Raw genomic sequence first — 20,141 nt, forward strand, 5'->3', positions numbered from 1 at the left:
CGCTGAGCGGAGGGGTTCACCGCCTCCGGGACTCCCGGTCCCGGAGGCCGCGCTCATGGAGACCGCGCTCATGGAGACCATGCTCGTGGTCGTGGGTGACGATCTCGTACGGCTCCGCGCCCGCACACCGGTCTCCCGGCCGCCTCGGCGGCCGTGAGGCCGCCGATCACCAACGCGGCCGTCATCGGCTCGCGGGCGCCCGGTCTCGGCGGCGCGAGGCTCCCCCGCACCCGGGTGAACCCTGGCGGGGCAGGGGTCAGCGGGCGACGGGCGGCAGCTCCGCGGGGTCGCCGACCGGCCAGGCGAGGGGGTCGGGGCCGAGCTCGACGAGGTGGGGAACCTGCTCACGGCACCACGGGGAGATCGCGAGCCGGTGGCCGAGCACCCCGTCGACGAACTCCCGCCACGGCGTCCAGCGCACCTCCCCGACCTCTTCGGGGTTCGGCGCGGCCTCGGTGTCGACGACCACCCGGTAGACCGGGCAGATCTCCCGCTCGACGATCCCGCTGTCCATGACCGCCCGGTAGGAGAAGCGCGGCAGCAGCAGATCGACCCCGGCGGCCCTCAGCCCGAGCTCGTGGGAGAGCCGGCGTCCGACCGCCTCGGGGATCGACTCGCCCGGCAGGGGGTGGCCGCAGCAACTGTTGGTCCACACATCCGGCCAGGTGAGCTTGTGCGAGGCCCGGCGGGTGAGAAGCACCCGGCCCAGGCGGTCGAACACATAGCTGGAGAAGGCGAGATGCAGGGGCGTGTCCGGGCCGTGCACCGTGGCCTTGGGCGCCGTACCGATCGCGTTCCCCGCGGCGTCGACGAGCACGACGTGTTCATCAGCTGTCACCCGACCGAGGGTACGTGACCATACCGATCCATCGGGCCTGATCAGCGTTTAGATCATGGAAGCCGGACGGGCGTTAGACGGATATTTCCGTATATCTCCGGGATATTCCTGATGCTTATCTCAAGGCGGCCGCGCGTAAGCTGAGCGCGTGTCCTTCGTATCCGATCTACGCGTGGTCCTGGAAGGTCGGGACTTCCGGCGGCTGTTCGGCACCCGCCTGGTCTCACAGTTCTCCGACGGCATCTTCCAGTTCGCGGTGGTCGGATTCGCCTTCTTCAGCCCGGAGCGGAGCACGAGCGCCGTCGAGGTGGCCGCCGGGCTGGCCGTGCTGCTCCTGCCGTACTCGATCCTCGGGCCCTTCGCGGGCGTGTTCATCGACCGGTGGTCCCGGCGGCAGATCCTGGTCGTGGCTCCGCTGGTCCGCGGGGCGCTGCTGCTGACCACCGCCGCGCTCGTCGCGGCCGACGCCCCCGACGCGCTCTTCTACACCGCCGCGCTGGCCGTGCTCGGCGTGAACCGGTTCTTCCTGGCCGCGCTCGGGGCCTCGCTGCCGCACGTCGTCCCGGCCGACCGGCTGCTGGTGGCCAACGCGGTCACCCCCACCTCCGGCACCGTGCTGACCTTCTTCGGCGTGGGCCTGGGCTATCTGCTCCGGACGGTCTTCGGGGCGGACCACCGGGGTACGGCGGTGCTGATGATCGCCTCCGGTGTCGTCTTCGGGCTCAGCGCGCTGATCGCCAGAACCATGGACCGGCACCTGCTCGGCCCGGCCTACGACCCGAACCGGCCCCAGACCCGCGAGGCCCTGCGCCACGTGGTGAGCGGCCTGACCGACGGCGCGCGGCACATCGTCCACCACCGGGCCGCCGCCGCGGCGATGGGGGCGATGGCCACCCACCGGTTCATGTACGGCATGTGCACGGCGATGCTGGTGATGCTCTCCCGCTACTACTTCGCCGACAGCGCCGAGAACGCGCTGGCCGCGGCCTCCCTGGTGGCGGCCACCTCGGGGGTGGGCTACTTCCTGGCCATCCTCGTCACCCCGTGGGCCACCGAGCGCTTCACCGTCGAGAGCTGGATCCCGGCCATGCTCGTCACCGCCGGCGTCCTGACGTTCGCGCTCTGCGCGCCGTTCCAGCAGTGGGGGTTCGCCGTCGGCGGCCTCGTGCTCGGTGTCGCCGGGCAGAGCATCAAGATCTGCGCGGACACCAGCGTCCAGCGCGACGTCGAGGACGCCTACCTCGGCCGGGCCTTCTCGATCTACGACATGCTCTTCAACGGCACCTACGTGCTGGCCGCGGCCCTGGCCGCGGCGCTGCTGCCGGCCGACGGCAGGTCGCTGCCGGTGCTGGGGCTGATCGCGGCCGGATATCTGGGGGGCGCGGTGCTCTACCGGGCGATCACGCCGAGCCGAGCGAACGAGCCGCTGCCGTCATCGCCGTCGTGATCGTCTCCAGGTCGTCGCCGATCGAGTAGGGAGGCATCGTGTAGATCAGCCGGTTGAACGGGCGGAGCCAGACGCCGTGCCCTATTACGATGTCCTGAATTTTCGAGACATCGACGGGCTCGTGGGTCTCGATGACCCCGATCGCGCCGAGCACCCGCACCTCCCTCACCCCCGGAGCCCGCGCGGCCTCCGCCAGGCCCTCCGCCAGCCCGGCCTCGATCCGCTTGACCTCCTCACGCCACGGACGCTCCCCCAGCAGCTCCAGGGACGCGCTCGCGACGGCGGCGGCCAGCGGATTGCCCATGAAGGTCGGCCCGTGCATCAGCACGCCGACGCCCTTCGCCACCCGCTCGGTGCAGAGCGTCGCCGCCATGGACATGTAGCCGCCGGTCAGCGCCTTGCCCAGGCACATGATGTCCGGCCGGACCCCGGCGTGGTCGCAGCCGAACAGCTCACCGGTCCGGCCGAACCCGGTGGCGATCTCGTCGGCGATCAGCAGGACACCGTACTCGTCGGCCAGCTCGCGGAGCCTGCGCAGGTAGGCCGGGTGGTAGAAGTGCATGCCGCCCGCCCCCTGGACGACCGGCTCCACGATGATCGCCGCCAGTTCGCAGGCGTGCCGGGCGACCGTCTCGTCCAGATGGGCCAGGTAGCCGCCGTCCAGCACGGCCGGTGGCCGATCGGCGAACACGTGCCGGGGCAGCGCGCCGGAGAACAGGTGGTGCATGCCGCCGACCGGGTCGCAGACGGCCATCGCCCCGAAGGTGTCGCCGTGGTAGCCGCCCCTGACCGTGAGCAGACGGCTCCTGCCGGTGAACTGGAACGCCATCTTGATCGCTACCTCGACGGCCACCGAGCCCGAGTCCGCGAGGAAGACCTTCGGCAGCCCGGTCATGGTGGCCAGGGTGCGCGCCAGCCGTACGGCGGGCTCGTGGGTGAGCCCGCCGAACATGACGTGCGCCATGTCCTCCAGCTGATCCCTCAGCGCCCGGTTGAGCCGGGGATGGTTGTAGCCGTGGACGGCCGCCCACCACGACGACATGCCGTCGACCAGCTCCCGGCCGTCCGCGAGCGTCAGCCGTACCCCCTCCGCCCTGGAGACCACGTGCGCCGGCGTCGGCGACGGCACCGCCGCGTACGGGTGCCAGACGTGCTCGCGGTCTGAGTCCGCCAGGCCGGTCAGGAGAGCAGCCCGTTCTCGCGGGCCCAGTCGCGCAGGGCCTCGGTGGCCGCCTCCTCGCCGAGAACGCCCCTGTCCAGCCGCATCTCCAGCAGGAACCGGTAGGCGCGGCCGATGACGGGCCCCGGCGGAACGCCGAGGAGCCGCTGGATCTCGTTGCCGTCGAGCTCGGGGCGGATCTTGCCGATCTCCTCCTCATCGGCCAGCCGGGCGATGCGCTCCTCCAGCTGGTCGTAGGTCCGCGACAGGGCCTGCGCCTTGCGCCTGTTGCGCGTGGTGCAGTCGGCGCGGGTCAGCTTGTGGAGGCGTTCGAGCAGGTGCCCCGCGTCGCGGACGTAGCGGCGCACGGCCGAGTCGGTCCACTCCCCCGTGCCGTACCCGTGAAAGCGCAGGTGCAGCTCCACCAGCCGGGAGACGTCGGCCACCACGTCCTTGGGGAACCTCAGCTCCGCCATGCGCTTCCTGGCGAGCTGGGCGCCCACCACCTCGTGGTGGTGGAAGGAGACCCTGCCGCCGGGCTCGTGGCGGCGGGTCTTGGGCTTGCCCACGTCGTGCAGGAGCGCGGCCCAGCGCAGGATGCGGTCGGGGCCGTTCTCCTCCAGGCCGATCGCCTGCTCCAGCACGATCAGCGTGTGCTCGTAGACGTCCTTGTGCCGGTGGTGCTCGTCGATCTCCAGGCGGAGCCTGGGGAGCTCGGGAAGGACGTGGGCGGCCAGCCCCGACTCGACGAGGATCGCCAGGCCCTCGCGGGGGCGGTCGCCTCGGACGAGCTTGTCCAGCTCGTCGCGGATCCGCTCGGCGGAGACGATCTCGATCCGCTCGGCCATCGCGCTCATCGCGGCGAACGCCGCCGGATCCACGGTGAAGCCCAGCTGGCTGGCGAACCTGGCGGCCCTGAGCATCCGCAGCGGGTCGTCGTCGAACGATTGCCGCGCGGGGCCCGGGGTGCGCAGCACCCTGGCGCGCAGGTCGTCGAGGCCGCCGTGCGGGTCCACGAACTCACGCGAGGGCAGGCGGAGCGCCATCGCGTTGATCGCGAAGTCGCGCCGGGCCAGGTCGCCCTCCAGCGTGTCGCCGTAGACCACCTCGGGCTTGCGCGACTTGGGGTCGTAGGACTCGCTGCGGTAGGTGGTGATCTCCAGCTGCCAGTTGCCCTTGCGGACGCCGACCGTGCCGAAGTCGATGCCGATCGTCCAGATGGAGTCGGCCCAGTCGCGGACGAGTTCCAAAACCGCCTCGGGGTGCGCGTCCGTGGTCAGGTCGAGATCGTTGCCGATCCTGCCCAGGAAGACGTCACGGACCGAACCGCCCACCAGGGCGATCTGATACCCCCTGGCGGCGAACAGTTCGCCGAGTTCGTCGGCCACGGGTGCGATCTTCCGAAACAGCTCGCTCATACCGTGCCGCTGGTTCTCAGTCAGGTTTGAAAGGGACAAGCCGGGTAGGTCCTTCGGTTACGGAACATGTTCCCTCTGGGGATACACCTCAAGCGATCACCAGGTTACGGTCGGTGAGGAGACCGTCGGGGGCCGTGCGTCGAGGCGAGTCGAGGCAAGGAGCACATACATGAAGGACGCCCTCGCGATCCACCGCCGGCTCCTCGCACACCAGGTCCACCATGAGATCGTACGCCTTCCGCGCGCGATGACGTGCGCCGAGGAGCTGCCGGAACTGCTGGCCGTGAGCCCGGCGACCTGCGTGGGGGTCACGGTCTTCGAGGTCACGACCCGGATCGGCCCCGAGCCGGTGGCCGTCGTCGCCTCCGTGGACGCGCCGCCCCGCCCCGGCGCGATCGGCGCCCTCCTGGGCACCCGCCACGTCCGTCCCGCCTCGGCCTTCACGGTGAACTCCGCCACCGACTACGCGGCCGGGCTGGTCTGCCCGCTGCTGCTCCCCGACGGGTTGACCGTGCTGGTCGATGGGCGACTCGCCGGAAGCCGGGAACTCGTTCACACACCTGCCGGGGAGCGCCGCACCGCGCTGCTGATCCGCGCCGATCACCTGCTCGCGCTTGTTTCAGGGAAGACCATCGACCTGGCCCGGTCACGGTCACGGAAGAAGGCGGCGACCTTCCCGCTCGCCGGATAGGCCATAGCATTGCGGGCGTGCGCCGTACCCGACCCCTGGCCGACACGTGATCCGCAAGGCCACGTTGCTCGCCGTGCTGACCGCCACGCTGCTCTTCCCCGCGGCCGTGGCCGTTCAGGGTACGGCGGACGCGCGGACGGCCTCGGCGCATCGGCAGGCGCCCCAGCTGGTGGTGGAGACGATCACCCCGGACGTGCCCCGCGAGCCGACCGAGGAGATCAGGGTCACCGGCTCCTTCGTCAACACCGGCGCCGAGACGGTCACCGGCATGCGGGTCCGGATGCACTACTCGTCCCAGCCGTTCGCCCGGCGCGCCGACATGGCGGCCTACCAGAACGGCCAGGGGCCGCACCCGGCCGCCTGGCGCGACGAGCGTTACCTCCAGCCGAGTAGCCTCCCCCCCTCGGCGAAGGCTCCGTGGGAGTTCGTGTTCACCCCGCAGCAGCGGGGAATCTCCCGGTTCGGCGTCTACCCGATCATGATCGAGGTGCTCGACGCCCTAGGCCGTCAGGTCGCCACCCAGCGCACCCTCCTGGTCTATCTGCCACAGGACCTCACCGTGCCCCGCACCAGGCTCGCCATGGTGCTGCCGATCATCGACCAGCCGCGCAGGGCCGTCGACGACACCTTCGTCGACGACGGCCTGCCCGCGGCCATCACCCCCGGCAGGCGCCTGGGCAACCTGCTGAAGCTCGCCCAGAGCACCACCTCGGCCAGGAACCTCACCTGGGTGGTCGACCCCGCGCTTCTCGACGACGTGCAGACGCTGAGCAGGCCGCACTCGGTGAAGGTCGGGGAGAAGACGGAGAAGCGCCCCGCCGACACCTCGGCCGCCGCCTGGCTCACCTCCCTGCGCACCGCGCTCGCCAAGCCGCCGGTCGTGGCCACCCCCTACGCCGACCCCGACGTGACCGCCCTGGCCCACAACGGCGTCGACGACTCCACGGGGACGGCGATCGAGGCGGCCGGGCAGGTTGGCAGGGAGACCCTCGGCCGCGACCTCATCACCACCGTGAACTGGCCGGTGAACGGGCTGATCGACTATGACGCGCTGGACCTGCTGGCCACCGGCGGGGTCGACACCGTACTGCTGAGCGAGCCGAATCTGCCGCCCGTGACGCCCCCGGTCACCACTCCGGACGCCTCGGCGACCGTGGAGAGTGTGAACGGCCCGGTCACGGCCCTGATCGCCGACACGGCGCTGAGCGAGACCCTGTCGGCGGACACCTCCACCCCCGGCGACGCCCTGCTGAACCGGCGGCGGTTCATCGCGGAGACCGCGATGATCGGCTTGGAGCCCGTCACCACCTCGCGGACCGTGATCGCCGCCCCGTCGCGGCGCTGGAACCCGGATCCGGCCTACCTGGCGGACCTGGTCAAGACCGCCGAGGGTCTGCCGTGGCTCGCCCCCGCCACGCTGAACGCGGTGAAGCGGGGCAAGGGCGCCGAGATCGACAGGGCCGACCTCACCTACACCGACCAGGACCGGCGCAGGGAGCTCGGCAGACCGCACATGAAGGGCGTCAAACGCGTCGGCCGCCGCGCCGACCTGACCTCCGCGATCACCACGGTCCAGGACATCGACGTGTTCGACCTGGCGCTGCTGCGGCTGTCCTCCTCCGCCTGGCGGGACAGGGCCGAGGCCGCGGCTCCGTACGTCGCGCAGGTCGGGGCGGCGGTCGACGGCCGGATCCGCGAGGTCTCGATCACCGGCGGCGAGCAGTCCCCGCTCCGCACCCTGGCCGGTGCCAACGGCGAGGTGCCGATCAGCGTCCGCAACGGGCTGACGGGACGTGGCAGCGAGGTCTCGGTCCGGCTCAGGGTGACCTCCCAGCAGCCCAAACTGCTGCGGATCGAGCATTACGAAGACCGGATGGTGATCCTGGGGGGCCAGAACCAGACCGTCCGGGTCCCGATGACCGCGCTGGCCAGCGGCCAGACCACGGTGCGGGTCCAGTTGGTGACCGGTGAGGGGCGCAGGTACGGCACGCCGGTCGAGCTCACCGTGCGGACCACCGGCTACACCGGGATCGCGCTGGTGATCGTCGGAGCGGCCCTCGTGGTGATGCTGGCGGCCGTGGTCATGCGCGTCCTGCGCCGCAGGGGAGGCCGCCGCGGTACGCCCGCCGCACCACAGAGGCGCGCGAACGCGACGGCCGGCACCGAGTCCTGAGCACCTGGCGATCTGGCGGAGGATAGAAGATGAGCAGGGTCCTGCGCGCGAGCGCGATCATGGCGGCCGGGACGATGGCCTCCCGCGTAACGGGCTTCGTCCGTACGGCGGTGCTCGCGGCGGCCATCGGCACCTACGCGCTCGGCGACGCCTACAACGTCGCCTACGCCATCCCGCTCATCCTGTTCGACTTTCTCATCGGCGGGATCCTGAGCAGCGTCGTGGTGCCGATGATCGTCCGGCGGCAGCGCGAGGACGCGGACGGCGGCCGGGCCTACGAGCAGCGGCTGATGACGCTCGGGGTGGTCGCGCTGACCGTGGTGGCGGTGGCCGGTGTGCTGCTGGCGGGACCGCTGGTCAGCCTCTACAGCGCCGACTGGAACACCACGAAGATCGAGGTCGCGGTCAGGCTGGCGCAGTACATCCTGCCGCAGATCGCCTTCTTCGGCGTCGGCGCGATCGCCGGGGCGATCCTCAACACCCGCGACAGGTTCGCCGCTCCCATGTGGGCCCCGGTGCTGAACAACATCGTGATGATCGGTGTGGCCCTCGCCTACTACGTGAAGCTGGGCAAGGCGGGCCCGGACATCGGCACGGTGACCAACGCCGACCTGGCCCTGCTGGGCCTGGGCACCACCGCCGGGATCGTGGCCCAGTGCGCGGTGCTGGTGATCTCACTGCACCGGGTGGGCTTCCGGTTCCGGCCCCGGCTGGACCTGCGTGAGGCGGGGCTCGGCGAGATGGGCCGCACCGCCGTGTGGATGTTCGCCTACGTCGGGATCAGCCAGCTCGGTTTCCTGATCACCACCAAGCTCGCGTCCGGCGCGGGCGAGCAGTCGCCCGGCTCGGGCAACTCCGCCTACGCCTACGCCTACCAGTTCTTCCAGCTTCCCTACGGGATCATCGCGGTCTCCGTGATCACCGCGGTGCTGCCCCGGATGAGCCGGGCCGTGGCCGACGGCCGGCTCGACTCGGTCAGGGAGGAGTTCTCCTCGGGCGTTCGCCTGGTCTCGGCGCTGCTGGTGCCGGCGGGGCTGCTGCTGATGGTGCTGGGCCCCGCGGTGACCGTGCTGATCTTCTCGTGGGGCAACATGACCGTCGAATCGGCGGTCTCCATCGGCAACGTGCTGCAGGTCTTCGGCCTGGCGCTGGTGCCGTTCTCGCTCTTCCAGCTCCTGCTCCGCGTCTTCTACTCCTTCGGCGACACCCGCACACCGGCCTTCCTCGCCGTCGGCAACGTGGCGGTGAACGCCTCGCTCAGCCTGCTGGTCTACCTCACCCTGCCTGCGCGCTACATCCTGATGGGCCTGGCGTTCGCGTTCACCGTCGCCTACATCACCGGCACCGCCGTCGGCTGGATCCTCGCCAGCCGCCGTGTGCGGGGTCTTGAGGGGCGTAAGGTGGCCAGAGGTCTGTCACGGATGTACGTGGCCGCTCTCCCCACCGCGCTGTTCGCACTCGGCGTGCTCTGGCTCACCCAGGAGCTGGCGGGGCTGAACGCGCTCAGCGCGACCATCATGCTGGCCGCGGGCGGCGGTCTCGGTATGGTTCTCTATCTGGCCGTCGCACACCGGATGCGCATCCCCGAGGTGAGTTCGGTCGTTGAAATGGTCGCGAGCCGGGTACGCAGGTAACCCAAAGGGTTGTTCCAAGCGTCTGAAAAGGAGAACACGGGCGGAACCTGCACGGGACTAACATGGTGCGACGCGTGTGGTGACATGCGGCTAATGGAAGCAGGAGGGCGTGGGCGGATCCACCCGGCATCGCGTGTTGTGTCCTGATGTGTCAACCTGGTGGGGCGCTGTCGTGTTCTCATCCGTGGAGAGCTCATGAGTCCCTCCGCCGTCGAGCCCGGCACAAAACTGGCCGAGCGTTTCCGGCTTGAGGACCGCGTCCACACCTCCGGCGGAGCCACCCTCTGGAAGGCCATCGACGAGGTGCTTGCCCGGCCCGTCGCCGTGCACACCTTCGACCCCGACTTTCCCCGGCTGAACGAGGTCGTGACGGCCGCCCGGGTGGCCAGCCGGCTGACCGACCCGCGGCTGACCCAGGTCTTCGACGCCACCGAGGACGACGGTCACTCCTACGTCGTGAGCGAGTGGGTGAGCGGGGAGACCCTCACCGACATGATCGCCGCCGGGCCGCTGGAGCCCGAGCGGGCCGCGGCCCTGGTCGCGGAGGCCGCCGAGGCGCTGGCCCACGCGCACGAGGCGAACCTCGGCCACCTCTGCCTGACCCCCGAGCACCTGGTGTGGACGGCGGGCAGCACGCTGAAGCTGCTCGGCCTGGGGGTGGACGCCGTGCTCATGGACGTCACCAGCGAGGATCCCGCCCGTACCGACACCGAGGGGCTCGGCCGCCTGCTGTACGCCGGGTTGACCGGCCACTGGCCGGGCGAGCAGGATTTCGGGCTCCCTCCCGCGCCGATGAGCGACGGTCACTTCTGCACGCCCCGGCAGGTCACCGCGGGCGTGCCCGGTTATCTCGACACCATCGTCTGCCGGGCGATGTTGCCGGAGGGCAAGCGCGGGCTCACCCCGTTCACGACGCCCGCGGAACTCGCCGAGGCGCTCAGCTCGGTGCCCCGGCCCACGCCCATGCCGATGCCCATGCCGATGACCGCGCTGCCCCCGGTGACGGCCTCGCGCTCGGAGGGGCTGGACGTCACGGAGCCTCGGCGTCCCGGTCCGCGCCCGCCCGTTCAGCACCCGCAGCACCACCGGCCTCGCCCGGCCGGTGGCGGGATCGTCAGCAAGGTGGCCATGACCGTGGTCGTGCTGCTGGTGATGACGGCCGTCGGCTTCGGCGCCTGGACCCTCGGCCGTAACATCGGCAACGGCGGCACCCCGGCCGTCGGCGAGACCGCGACGCCCACACCGACCGTGACCGTCGCCACCCGCGAGGTGAAGCCCCAGTCGGTCTCCGGCTTCGACCCGCTGGGTGACGGTGAGGAGCGAGCCGAGCTCGCCCTGAACGCGGTGGACGGCAAGCCCTCCACCGACTGGCACTCCGAATCGTACGGGTCCGCCGACTTCGGCCGGTTGAAGCAGGGGGTCGGCCTCCTGCTCGACATGGGGCAGAGCGTGCCGGTGAAACAGATGACGGTCGACTTCGGCGCCAAGAGCGTCGGCGGCACCGTGGAGGTCAGGGTCGGCGACTCATCCGATCTGGGTGTCCTGTCGGTGGCCCACAAGTTCACCGACACGGTGGGCAAGAAGACCTTCAACGCGGACTCTCCGCAGAAGGGCCGCTACGTTCTGATCTGGTTCACCAGGCTGCCCGACTTCCCCACCTACCAGGGCATGTTCCGCGGCAGTGTGGTCGATGTGAAGGTTCTCGCCGTCAAGTGACGCCAGTGGTAGTTGATCGCTTTTATCCGGCTTCTTACAGATCGTGGAAGATTTCGTGGCACCATCTATCACGTAGTGGTGTTCTCCCCGGATCGGCATAGCAGGACTCTCCTTGTGAATTCCCCACCAGAGACCCCGCCCGTGGCGGACCAGCAGACGGCGCGGCCCGTTGTGCCCGACGCCGAGCTGCTGACCCGGCATATCGCGGGGGATCCGCACGCCTTCAGTGAAATAGTCAGACGACATCGAGACCGCATGTGGGCGGTCGCCCTGCGCACGCTGGGTGACCCCGACGAGGCGGCCGACGCCGTCCAGGACGCCTTTGTCTCGGCCTATCGCAAGGCCGAGAGTTTCCGCGGCGAGGCGGCCGTCACCACCTGGCTGCACCGCATCGTGGTGAACGCCTGCCTGGACCGCATGCGCCGGAAGTCCATCCGCCCGGTCGCCGACGACGAGCTCGTGGAGGCAGCCGAACGTGACACCCCGGTGCTGGATCAGACGGCCGAGCGCGAGGTTTCGATGGAGGTCTCGGCGGCACTCAAACTGCTGCCGTCCGACCAGCGGGCCGCGCTCGTGCTCGTGGACATGATGGGCTACTCCGTGGAGGACGCGGCCCAGGTTCTGGAGGTACCAAGCGGCACCGTGAAGAGCAGATGCGCGCGTGGACGCGCGAAACTCGCCCCAATTCTTTCGCACCTGCGGAACCGATCCGACCTGTCTCGCGTCTCATCCGCGAAGGGAGCAGAACTTCGTGACGGGTGATACGCACTACGACCTGGAGATCCTGGCCGAATTGGCCGAGGGTCTTCTCGACGCCGCCACGGCCCTGCAGGTACGCGAGCATCTCGCGATCTGCGATCCCTGTGGCGAGAACCTCGCCGACCTCGCGGCGGTCCGTGAGATGCTCGCGGCCACGCCGACGCCGGCGATGCCGATGGGGGTCGCGCTCCGGATCGACCGCGCACTGGCAGCCGAGGCAGAAAGCTTCCGTGGAGGTGGAGTAGGCCTGGTGGAAGCACCGGCCTGGGACGACATCATGCGCGACGCGCCGTGGGAGAGCACTCCTTTTCCACAGCCGGAGCGAGAGCCTGAGCCCGCGACACGACTGGGGGTCGTCTCCGAGGACGGCACCGTGGTGCCGGCCAGGCGGCGTGAGGCCACGCGCCGGCGCCGGTGGGCCCTGCCCGCGGTGGCGGGAGTGGCGGCGGCGGTGATCGGCGCGGTCACCATGGCGAGCGGCGTGCTCTCCGCCGCGGCCCCGGCCAAGCCCGCACCGCTCGCGCAGCCGGCCCAGTCCGCCCAGACGAGCGACGGCTACCAACTGACCGACAGCAACTGGAACTACACCGACCGGGAGCTCAGGGGCTCGCTCCTGGAGTACATCGGTCCGGCGCAGATCGTGGACGCCCAGGACCCGGTCGAGGGCTCCAAACTCGAAAAGTGCATCCAGCAGGTCTCGGGCGAGGTCGGCACGGCACCGTTCGCCGTGGACCAGGGCCTCTACAACGGGCAGGAGGCCAACATCCTGGTCTTCTGGCACAACCGGGCCAAGAACTCGGTGCGCGTCCACGTCGTGGGCCCGCAGTGCGACGACGTGCGCAAGCCGGCGCTCGCACACTGGAAGTGACCCGCCGACACCGCTGAAGACACCTCATCCGCAGGGAGGCCCGGTATGGATTCGTCCATACCGGGCTTCTCCGTGCCAGGCGGGAATCATCGACGCCTAGGATCTGTTGACGCCACTGGCAATGACAGAGGGAGAGGCGCAGTAGTGATCGACGTCCGGAATGTGATCATCATTGGATCGGGTCCCGCCGGTTACACGGCGGCGGTGTACTCTGCGCGCGCGGACCTCAAGCCCCTGATCTTCGAGGGGTCGGTCACCGCCGGCGGTGCCCTGATGAACACCACCGAGGTGGAGAACTTCCCCGGTTTTCCCGACGGGATCATGGGGCCCGACCTCATGGACAGCATGCGTAAGCAGGCCGAGCGGTTCGGGGCCGAGCTGATCGCCGACGACGTGGTCGAGGTCGACCTGGCCGCCAACCCCAAGGTCGTCAGGACCGCCACGGACACCTACCTCGCCAAGGCCGTCATCCTGGCCACCGGCTCCGGCTACCGCGAGCTGGGCGTGCCCAACGAGAAGCGGCTGTCCGGCCACGGCGTCTCCTGGTGCGCCACCTGTGACGGCTTCTTCTTCCGCGGCCAGGACATCGTGGTCGTCGGGGGCGGCGACACCGCCATGGAGGAGGCCACCTTCCTCACCCGGTTCGCCAACTCCGTGACGGTCGTGCACCGCCGTGACGAGCTGCGCGCCAGCAAGATCATGCAGGACCGCGCGTTCGCGAACGAGAAGATCCGCTTCGTCTGGGACAGCGAGGTCGTCGACGTCCTGGGCGACTCCAAGGTCACCGGCGTGCGTCTGCGCAACCTCAAGACCGGCCAGGAGAGCGACCTGGCGGCCACCGGCCTGTTCATCGCCATCGGCCACGACCCCCGCACCGAGCTGGTCAAGGGCCAGGTGGAGCTGGACGACCAGGGTTACATCAAGGTCGACTCCCCCTTCACCCGCACCAACCTGGACGGTGTCTTCGCCGCCGGCGACGTCGTCGACCACATCTACCGTCAGGCGGTCACCGCCGCGGGCACCGGCACCGCCGCGTCACTGGACGCCGAGCGCTGGCTGGCCGACCACGACAGCTGACCCGAACGGTCAGCACTCCAGAAAGGAAGATCAGGAACCTTGGGCGCCATCAAGAACGTGACCGACGCCAGCTTCGAGGCCGACGTCCTGAAAAGCGATAAACCCGTCATCGTCGACTTCTGGGCCGAGTGGTGCGGCCCCTGCCGCCAGGTCGCCCCGATCCTGGAGGAGATCGCGAACGAGCAGGCCGAGAAGCTGACCATCGTCAAGCTCAACGTCGACGAGAACCCGTCGACCGCCGGAACCTACGGCGTGCTCCAGATCCCGACCCTGAACGTCTACAAGAACGGGGAGGTCGTGAAGCAGATCATCGGTGCCAAGCCGAAGGCCATGCTGCTCCGCGAGCTTGAGGGCATCATCTAGGTTCTTGGAGTGAGGATCGCCATCACTCGATCACTCGATCCCGGTTCCCGGCGGGTGTGACAACCCTCGCCGGTGGGCGTGACACCCCTCGCCGGGTTGACCGCCGTCCAGTGCGGCGAGCGGCGGCGCAGGCCTGACCGGCGCCGGTGAACGACGCGCGACCCGGCGAACATTCATGGTCACCACAGCAGGCGCCGTCCCGCGCCTTCTTGTCCGCACATCCGGCACTATCCGATGCTTTGTTCGGATTGTCCGCGTGGCGAAGACCGGCCGGGGTGTCCCGCCTCCGCGCGGCACCCCGGCCCGGCCGGAGGCCCCTCACGCCGGCGGATTCGCGGGCCTCCCCGCGCACGGCCCACCGGCGGCGGCCTGTTCACGCCGACGCGCCTCCGGCGCGTCCACGCGCGGCGCGGACGACCAGAGGGCATCCACAGAGGCCCCAGATCGCCTCAGACGGGCCTTAGCGCCCTTTCCGGACTCATAGAGCCCAGCAACCTCTCCAACGCCACCTCGACGTCCTCACGCCACGAAACGGCGGACTTCAGCTCCAGCCGGAGCCGGGGGAAACGCAGGTGCGGCCGGACCGTCTTGAAGCCCACCGAGAGCAGATAGTCGGCGGGCATCAGGCACGCCCCCGGCTGCTCCCACTTCAGGTCGCCGAACGCCTCGATCGCCCGCACCCCCCGCCGGGTCAGATCCTTGGCCACCCCCTGGACCAGCATCCGCCCCAGACCGCCGCCGGAGAACTCCGGGATGATGTGCGCGGTCATCAGCAGCACCGCGTCGGCACTGACCGGAGAGGTCGGGAAGGCCACCGAGCGGGGCACGTAGTGCGGCGGCGCGTAGAGCACGAAGCCCGCGGCCACACCGTCCACATAGACGATCTTCCCGCAGCTGCCCCACTCCAGCAGGGTGGAGGAGATCCAGGCCTCCTTCTCCAGACCCGGGTCACCCGCCTCCACCGCGCGGTTGCCGTTCACCGGGTCCAGTTCCCAGAAAACGCACCGGCGGCAGCGGTACGGCAAGTCGTCGAGATTATCAAGAGTGACGTTTGCCAGCCGACGCGACACCTGTTGGCCCCAATCCTGGCGAGACGAATGCAAGCCATGGCGAAAAACCCGCGAAAACAGCGTCCCCAGCTGGCATCGTAGCTCAGTGCGGGCCCTGGTTTCAGGGTGTCCCGTCCCCACACGCAGACGACAACGACCCCTGCCGTAACCTGGTTTCTCTAGCTTGAGCACTGTGTGCTCCCCTTAACCTAGGAGGTGGACCGTGCCCCAAGACTCCGATCACGGTCAGACCGTCGCGCCCCAAGGGTCGCGGATCGACGCCTACGTCGATCGGTACGCCGCACGAGCTGCCGGGATGGTCGCTTCCGAGGTTCGAGCTCTCTTCGCCGTCGCGTCGAGGCCGGAGGTGGTCTCGCTCGCCGGTGGCATGCCGTACGTCACCGCCCTCCCCCTCGACGTGGTGGGGGAGCTCGTCGCCGACCTGGTGGCCCGCCGCGGCCCGGTCGCGCTCCAGTACGGCTCCGGCCAGGGGGACCCGCACCTGCGCGAGCAGATCTGCGACGTCATGCGCCTGGAGGGGGTCGAGGCCAACTCCGACGACGTCGTCGTGACCGTGGGGTCGCAGCAGGCCCTTGACCTGATCACCCGCATCTTCATCGACCCCGGCGACGTCATCCTCGCCGAGGGCCCCTCTTACGTGGGCGCGCTGGGCACCTTCTCCGCCTACCAGGCAAAGGTCGTCCACATCGCCATGGACGACGAGGGGATCATCCCCGAATCGCTCGCCCAGACCGTCTACGCCCTGCAGACCGCGGGCAACAGGATCAAGTTCCTGTACACGATCCCCAGCTTCCAGAACCCCGCCGGGGTAACGCTCAACGTGGCGCGCAGGCAGCAGGTTCTGGACATCTGCCAGCGGGCGGGCGTGCTGATCGTGGAGGACAACCCGTACGGCCTGCTGGGCTTCGACGGCGCGTCCATGCGGGCGCTGCGCGCCGACTGCTCCGACGGGGTCGTCTACCTCGGTTCGTTCTCCAAGACCCTGGCCCCCGGCTTCCGGGTCGGCTGGGCCCTCGCCCCGCACGCCATCCGGGACAAGCTGGTGCTGGCGATGGAGTCGGCGGTGCTGTCCCACTCCTCCTTCACCCAGCTCGCCGTCGGCCAGTATCTCGCCACCCAGCCGTGGCGCGAGCAGATCAAGACCTTCCAGGAGCTCTACCGTGAACGGCGGGACGCCATGCTCGCCTCACTGGAGTCGCTGATGCCCGCCGGCTGCACCTGGACCCGCCCCGGAGGCGGTTTCTTTGTCTGGGCCACCCTTCCCGAGGGACTGGACTCCAAGGCGCTCCTGCCGCGCGCGGTCGCCGAGCGGGTGGCGTTCGTCCCGGGCACCGGCTTCTACGCCGACGGCGGGGGGGCGCGCCACATGCGGCTGTCCTACTGCTATCCGGAGCCGGACCGCATCCGCGAGGGCGTTCGCCGCCTGGCCGGAGTGATCGAGCAGGAGCTCCGGGTGCGCGACATGTTCGGTCCCGGCGCGTCCGCCGAGCACACCGGAGTGGACACCCCGGGCCCCGACCTCGCCTGAACGGCCCTTTGGAACGGGCGTCTCCGGGGGGGGGAGGCGCCCACCCCGTCGCCCTCCCCTTTGACCTGTTCCGGCTCTGACCGCCCTCCGGCGCCCGGGGGAGTTTGACCGCCGGCCTGGTGGCCTCCTCGCCACCGTCCCCGCGTCCCGCGCCGGTCACCACATCCCCGCCATCCTCGCCACCCCCGCCACCCCCGTGAGCCCCGCCTCCCGGCCTCCCGCCTCATGCCCCGGCCTCATGCCCGGGCCGGAGGCGGGTGAGGCCCGCGCTCTCCCCGCCCACGCGGGGTCAACGCACCCGCCGCCGCGCATCCCCGGGCAGGAGACCCCGGCCCCTCACCTCTCACGTGGAGACACTCCGTCCCCTCATCGGGGGCCCCAGGTCGTACGCCGACGCGACGGGATGCCGTACGGTGACTTCCGGCACCGTGCCGTACGGTGACTTCCGGCGCCGTTATGGGGCGTCGGCGCCGTTATGGGGCAGATCGCCCCGGTCACGGGGAGAGCGACCCCAAGACTCGGCATGGGCTGCGAGGAGAGGTATTTTCGGATGGGTGATCTGGGCCACGTACTCGTCCTGGCAGGCGGACTCTCCTATGAGCGGGAGGTCTCCCTGCGTTCGGGTCGCCGGGTGAGCGAGGTGCTGCGCGGGGCGGGCGTCTCGGTGGAGACACGTGACACCGACGCCTCACTGGTGCCCTACGTGCTCGCCGATCCGCCGGACGCGGTCTTCGTCACCCTGCACGGCGGGGCCGGCGAGGACGGCGCCATCCGCTCGGTTCTCGAACTCCTCTCCGTTCCCTACGTCGGGGCCGGCCCCGACGCGTGCCGGGTGGCCTTCGACAAACCCACCGCCAAAACGGTCGTCCGCTCCGTCGGCCTGCGCACCCCCGACTCGGTGACACTGCCCAAGGAGACCTTCCACGATCTCGGCGCCGCCTCGGTGCTGGCCCGCATCGTGGAGCGCATGGGCCTCCCGCTGTTCGTCAAGCCGTCCCGAGGCGGCTCCGCGCTCGGGGCCTCGATCGTCCGGGCCGCCGAAGACCTCCCGTCCGCCATGGTCGGTTGCTTCGCCTACGGTGACACCGCGCTGATCGAACGCTGCGTCGAGGGTGTCGAGATCTCCGTCTCCGTGATCGACCTCGGTGACGGCCCGACGGCCCTTCCACCCGTCGAGATCGTCCCCGACACGGGCGTCTACGACTACGCGGCCCGTTACACCGCCGGCCACACCGAGTTCTTCGCCCCCGCCCGCCTGTCCCCCGAGGTCTCCGCCGCCTGCGCCCAGATGGCCGTCACGGCCCACACCGCCCTCGGCCTACGCGACGTCTCCCGTACCGACCTCATCGTCGACAGAGCGGGCCTCCCCTACTTCCTCGAAGTCAACGTCGCCCCCGGGATGACCGAGACCTCTCTGTTTCCCATGGCGGTCGAAGCCGCCGGCGACGACCTCGGCGCGCTCTGCCGCCTCCTGCTGGAACAGGCCGCGGCCCGCGCCAACGCCTGATTTCCCCGACGCCCCCGCTCTGAGTCTCACTTCCCCCCGGTGACCGCCTGCCCTCCGGCGGTCATCACGCCACCCGAGCGGGGGCGCCCCGGACACCGGCGCCGGCCGAGCATCAGCCGGACATCCACTGTCACCGCGTTCGGTGGCCTCCCGTCCACCGGCTCTGTCATGAATCTCCCAAGACGGAACGCCTAGGCTGGACTCGTGCCGACTTCTGCCATCACCTTCCCCAAGAGCTTCGCCAGCGACAACCACGCGGGCGTGCATCCGGCGGTGCTCGCCGCCATCGTCGAGGCCAACACCGGGGACGCGCCCGCCTACGGCGAGGATGCCTGGACCCGGGCGATGGAGAACGCCTTCCGGGCCGAGTTCGGCGTCCAGGCCGCCGCCTACGCCATGTTCAACGGAACCGGCGCCAACGTCGTGGGGCTGGGTCTCGTGCTACGCCCCTATGACGCCGTCCTCTGCCCGGCTACCGCGCACATCAACACCAACGAATGCGGCGCGGCGGAACGCGCGCTCGGCACCAAGCTCATCCCCATCCCCACGGAGAACGGCAAGATCACGGTGGCGGACCTCCGGGACCGGCTCTCCGTGCTGGGCAACGAGCACCACTCCCAGCCGCGTGTCATCTCCATCTCCCAGGTGACCGAGTGCGGCACCTGTTACACCCCCGACGAGATCGCCGAACTCTCCGGTTTCGCCCATGCCCGGGGGCTCTTCCTCCACATGGACGGCGCCCGGCTGGCCAACGCGGCGGCCGAGCTCGACTGTTCGATACGAGCGCTTACCGCGGATGCCGGCGTGGACCTCCTCAGCTTCGGCGGCACCAAGAACGGCGCCATGGGCGCCGAAGCGATCGTCCTGCTCCGCCCCGACCTGCACGCGCCGGCGCTGTTCCTGCGGAAGCAGAGCATGCAGCTCTCCTCCAAGATGCGCTTCGTCTCCGCCCAGCTGACCGCGCTTCTCACCGACGACCTCTGGCGCCGGAACGCCGCACACGCCAACGCGATGGCCCACCGGCTGGCCGGCGGCGTCGCCGACCTGCCCGGCGTCTCGCTGCGCTACCCCGTCCAGTCCAACGCCGTCTTCCCGGCTCTCCCGGAGAAGGTGATCGCCGATCTCCAGCGGCACTATCTCTTCCACGTCTGGAACGCGGCCGAGAACGTAGTGCGCTGGGTGACGTCCTTCGACACCACCCCCCAGCAGGTGGACACGTTCATCGCCGACATCCGCCGCGCCTTACGAGGAGAGGTCGACGTCTGACGGGGGCCGGCGAGGGCGACTGTTTCACGTGAAACACCGGGGACGCCCCCCGCTCGCACCACGTTTCACGTGAAACATCTCCTCTTCCCGGCGCCCGCGGTGGCCTCCTCCGTCTCCGCCGCCCTCTGGGCCGCCTGCTTTAATCCACCGGACAACAGATCCCGTTTCAGGGCGACGACCTATCGACCTCCCGGATGGGCGGCCCGGCTTCCCGGATGAGCCGCGACGAGGCGGGGCGGGGCGATTTCCGGTGGGCGCCCCGGAGGTCGGAGCGGGGTCCTGGGGGCGGGAACGACCCCCGGAAGGCCCTGGAGTGGATGGCCGGGGGGCAGCCCCTCACCGAGCGACTGGGGCGGCCTTTCCCGGACAGTCGTCGAGGCGCGACAGACCTGGCCGGGCGTCCGGCGGCCCGGCGACTCTCTCATGACGGCCACTCGGCACCCACGAGGGGAGGCCGCCGACGGCCGACCCGCAAGCCTCGCAGCGAGCGGACGGGCGCTAAGGAATCCTGACGATCATCCCGGCAACACGGAGGGGTGGCCGGACGCGACCGAGCGCCCGGCAGAGGTGCGCCCGCTCACCCGAGGACGGCCCCGGCGGGTCAGCGGCTCTCCGGCGGAAGACCTC

Annotated in this window: 16 protein-coding genes; 12 read left to right on the forward strand and 4 right to left on the reverse strand. The window is 70.1% G+C overall.

What is annotated here, in order from left to right:
- Window positions 1-256: 256 nt before the first annotated feature.
- The gene (gene idi, locus ABZ194_RS25960; RefSeq protein ID WP_355599625.1) at window positions 257-838 is read right to left on the reverse strand and encodes an isopentenyl-diphosphate Delta-isomerase; all 582 of its coding nucleotides are present in this window, start codon (window positions 836-838) and stop codon (window positions 257-259) included.
- 148 nt (window positions 839-986) lie between these two features.
- On the opposite strand from idi, the gene ABZ194_RS25965 reads away from it, so the two are divergent.
- Window positions 987-2,285: an MFS transporter gene (locus ABZ194_RS25965; protein ID WP_355599626.1), complete on the forward strand. Its 1,299-nt coding sequence runs from the start codon at window positions 987-989 to the stop codon at window positions 2,283-2,285.
- Here ABZ194_RS25965 and ABZ194_RS25970 read toward each other — a convergent pair.
- Both ABZ194_RS25970 and ABZ194_RS25975 read right to left on the reverse strand, forming a co-directional pair.
- Complete coding sequence (locus ABZ194_RS25970; RefSeq protein ID WP_355599652.1) at window positions 2,239-3,459, reverse strand: adenosylmethionine--8-amino-7-oxononanoate transaminase; 1,221 nt, start codon at window positions 3,457-3,459, stop codon at window positions 2,239-2,241. The genes ABZ194_RS25965 and ABZ194_RS25970 overlap by 47 nt on opposite strands.
- Window positions 3,460-3,464: 5 nt before the next feature.
- Window positions 3,465-4,862: a CCA tRNA nucleotidyltransferase gene (locus tag ABZ194_RS25975; protein ID WP_355599627.1), complete on the reverse strand. Its 1,398-nt coding sequence runs from the start codon at window positions 4,860-4,862 to the stop codon at window positions 3,465-3,467.
- Window positions 4,863-5,031: 169 nt separating this feature from the next.
- On the opposite strand from ABZ194_RS25975, the gene ABZ194_RS25980 reads away from it, so the two are divergent.
- The 8 genes from ABZ194_RS25980 to trxA all read left to right on the forward strand — a co-directional run bounded on the left by ABZ194_RS25980 (window position 5,032) and on the right by trxA (window position 14,143).
- The gene (locus ABZ194_RS25980; protein ID WP_355599628.1) at window positions 5,032-5,553 is read left to right on the forward strand and encodes a YbaK/EbsC family protein; all 522 of its coding nucleotides are present in this window, start codon (window positions 5,032-5,034) and stop codon (window positions 5,551-5,553) included.
- Window positions 5,554-5,599: 46 nt separating this feature from the next.
- Window positions 5,600-7,726 carry a DUF6049 family protein gene (locus tag ABZ194_RS25985; protein ID WP_355599629.1) on the forward strand — a complete coding sequence of 709 codons (2,127 nt, stop codon included), beginning with the start codon at window positions 5,600-5,602 and terminating at the stop codon, window positions 7,724-7,726.
- 29 nt (window positions 7,727-7,755) lie between these two features.
- The gene (gene murJ, locus ABZ194_RS25990) at window positions 7,756-9,360 is read left to right on the forward strand and encodes a murein biosynthesis integral membrane protein MurJ (protein WP_355599630.1); all 1,605 of its coding nucleotides are present in this window, start codon (window positions 7,756-7,758) and stop codon (window positions 9,358-9,360) included.
- 195 nt (window positions 9,361-9,555) lie between these two features.
- Entirely contained in the window at window positions 9,556-11,076 is a 1,521-nt protein-coding gene (locus ABZ194_RS25995) for a protein kinase family protein (RefSeq protein WP_355599631.1), read from the forward strand.
- Between the two features lie 114 nt (window positions 11,077-11,190).
- Window positions 11,191-11,838, forward strand: a complete 648-nt coding sequence (gene sigM / locus ABZ194_RS26000; RefSeq protein ID WP_355599632.1) for an RNA polymerase sigma factor SigM — start codon at window positions 11,191-11,193, stop codon at window positions 11,836-11,838.
- Entirely contained in the window at window positions 11,828-12,703 is an 876-nt protein-coding gene (locus ABZ194_RS26005) for a zf-HC2 domain-containing protein (RefSeq protein WP_355599633.1), read from the forward strand. Before sigM ends, ABZ194_RS26005 begins: the two co-directional genes overlap by 11 nt.
- A 144-nt stretch (window positions 12,704-12,847) precedes the next feature.
- Window positions 12,848-13,780, forward strand: coding sequence for a thioredoxin-disulfide reductase (gene trxB / locus ABZ194_RS26010; RefSeq protein WP_355599634.1), 933 nt, complete (start codon window positions 12,848-12,850; stop codon window positions 13,778-13,780).
- A gap of 39 nt (window positions 13,781-13,819) precedes the next feature.
- Window positions 13,820-14,143 (forward strand): thioredoxin, encoded by a 324-nt coding sequence (gene trxA, locus ABZ194_RS26015; RefSeq protein WP_355599635.1) that lies wholly within the window; start codon window positions 13,820-13,822, stop codon window positions 14,141-14,143.
- 449 nt (window positions 14,144-14,592) lie between these two features.
- Here trxA and ABZ194_RS26020 read toward each other — a convergent pair whose 3' ends face one another.
- A complete protein-coding gene (locus tag ABZ194_RS26020; protein ID WP_355599636.1) occupies window positions 14,593-15,213 on the reverse strand; it encodes a GNAT family N-acetyltransferase in 621 nt (206 codons plus the stop codon).
- A 295-nt stretch (window positions 15,214-15,508) separates the two neighbouring features.
- Between ABZ194_RS26020 and ABZ194_RS26025 the strand changes: the two genes are divergently transcribed.
- From ABZ194_RS26025 to ABZ194_RS26035, 3 genes are all read left to right on the forward strand, one after another.
- Complete coding sequence (locus tag ABZ194_RS26025) at window positions 15,509-16,741, forward strand: PLP-dependent aminotransferase family protein (protein WP_355599653.1); 1,233 nt, start codon at window positions 15,509-15,511, stop codon at window positions 16,739-16,741.
- 550 nt (window positions 16,742-17,291) lie between these two features.
- On the forward strand, window positions 17,292-18,248 hold the full coding sequence (locus ABZ194_RS26030; RefSeq protein WP_355599637.1) for a D-alanine--D-alanine ligase: 957 nt from the start codon (window positions 17,292-17,294) through the stop codon (window positions 18,246-18,248).
- 204 nt (window positions 18,249-18,452) lie between these two features.
- Complete coding sequence (locus ABZ194_RS26035; RefSeq protein ID WP_355599638.1) at window positions 18,453-19,514, forward strand: aminotransferase class I/II-fold pyridoxal phosphate-dependent enzyme; 1,062 nt, start codon at window positions 18,453-18,455, stop codon at window positions 19,512-19,514.
- Window positions 19,515-20,141 lie beyond the last annotated feature (627 nt).

Source organism: Streptosporangium sp. NPDC006007 (assembly GCF_040614315.1).
Taxonomy (GTDB): domain Bacteria; phylum Actinomycetota; class Actinomycetes; order Streptosporangiales; family Streptosporangiaceae; genus Streptosporangium.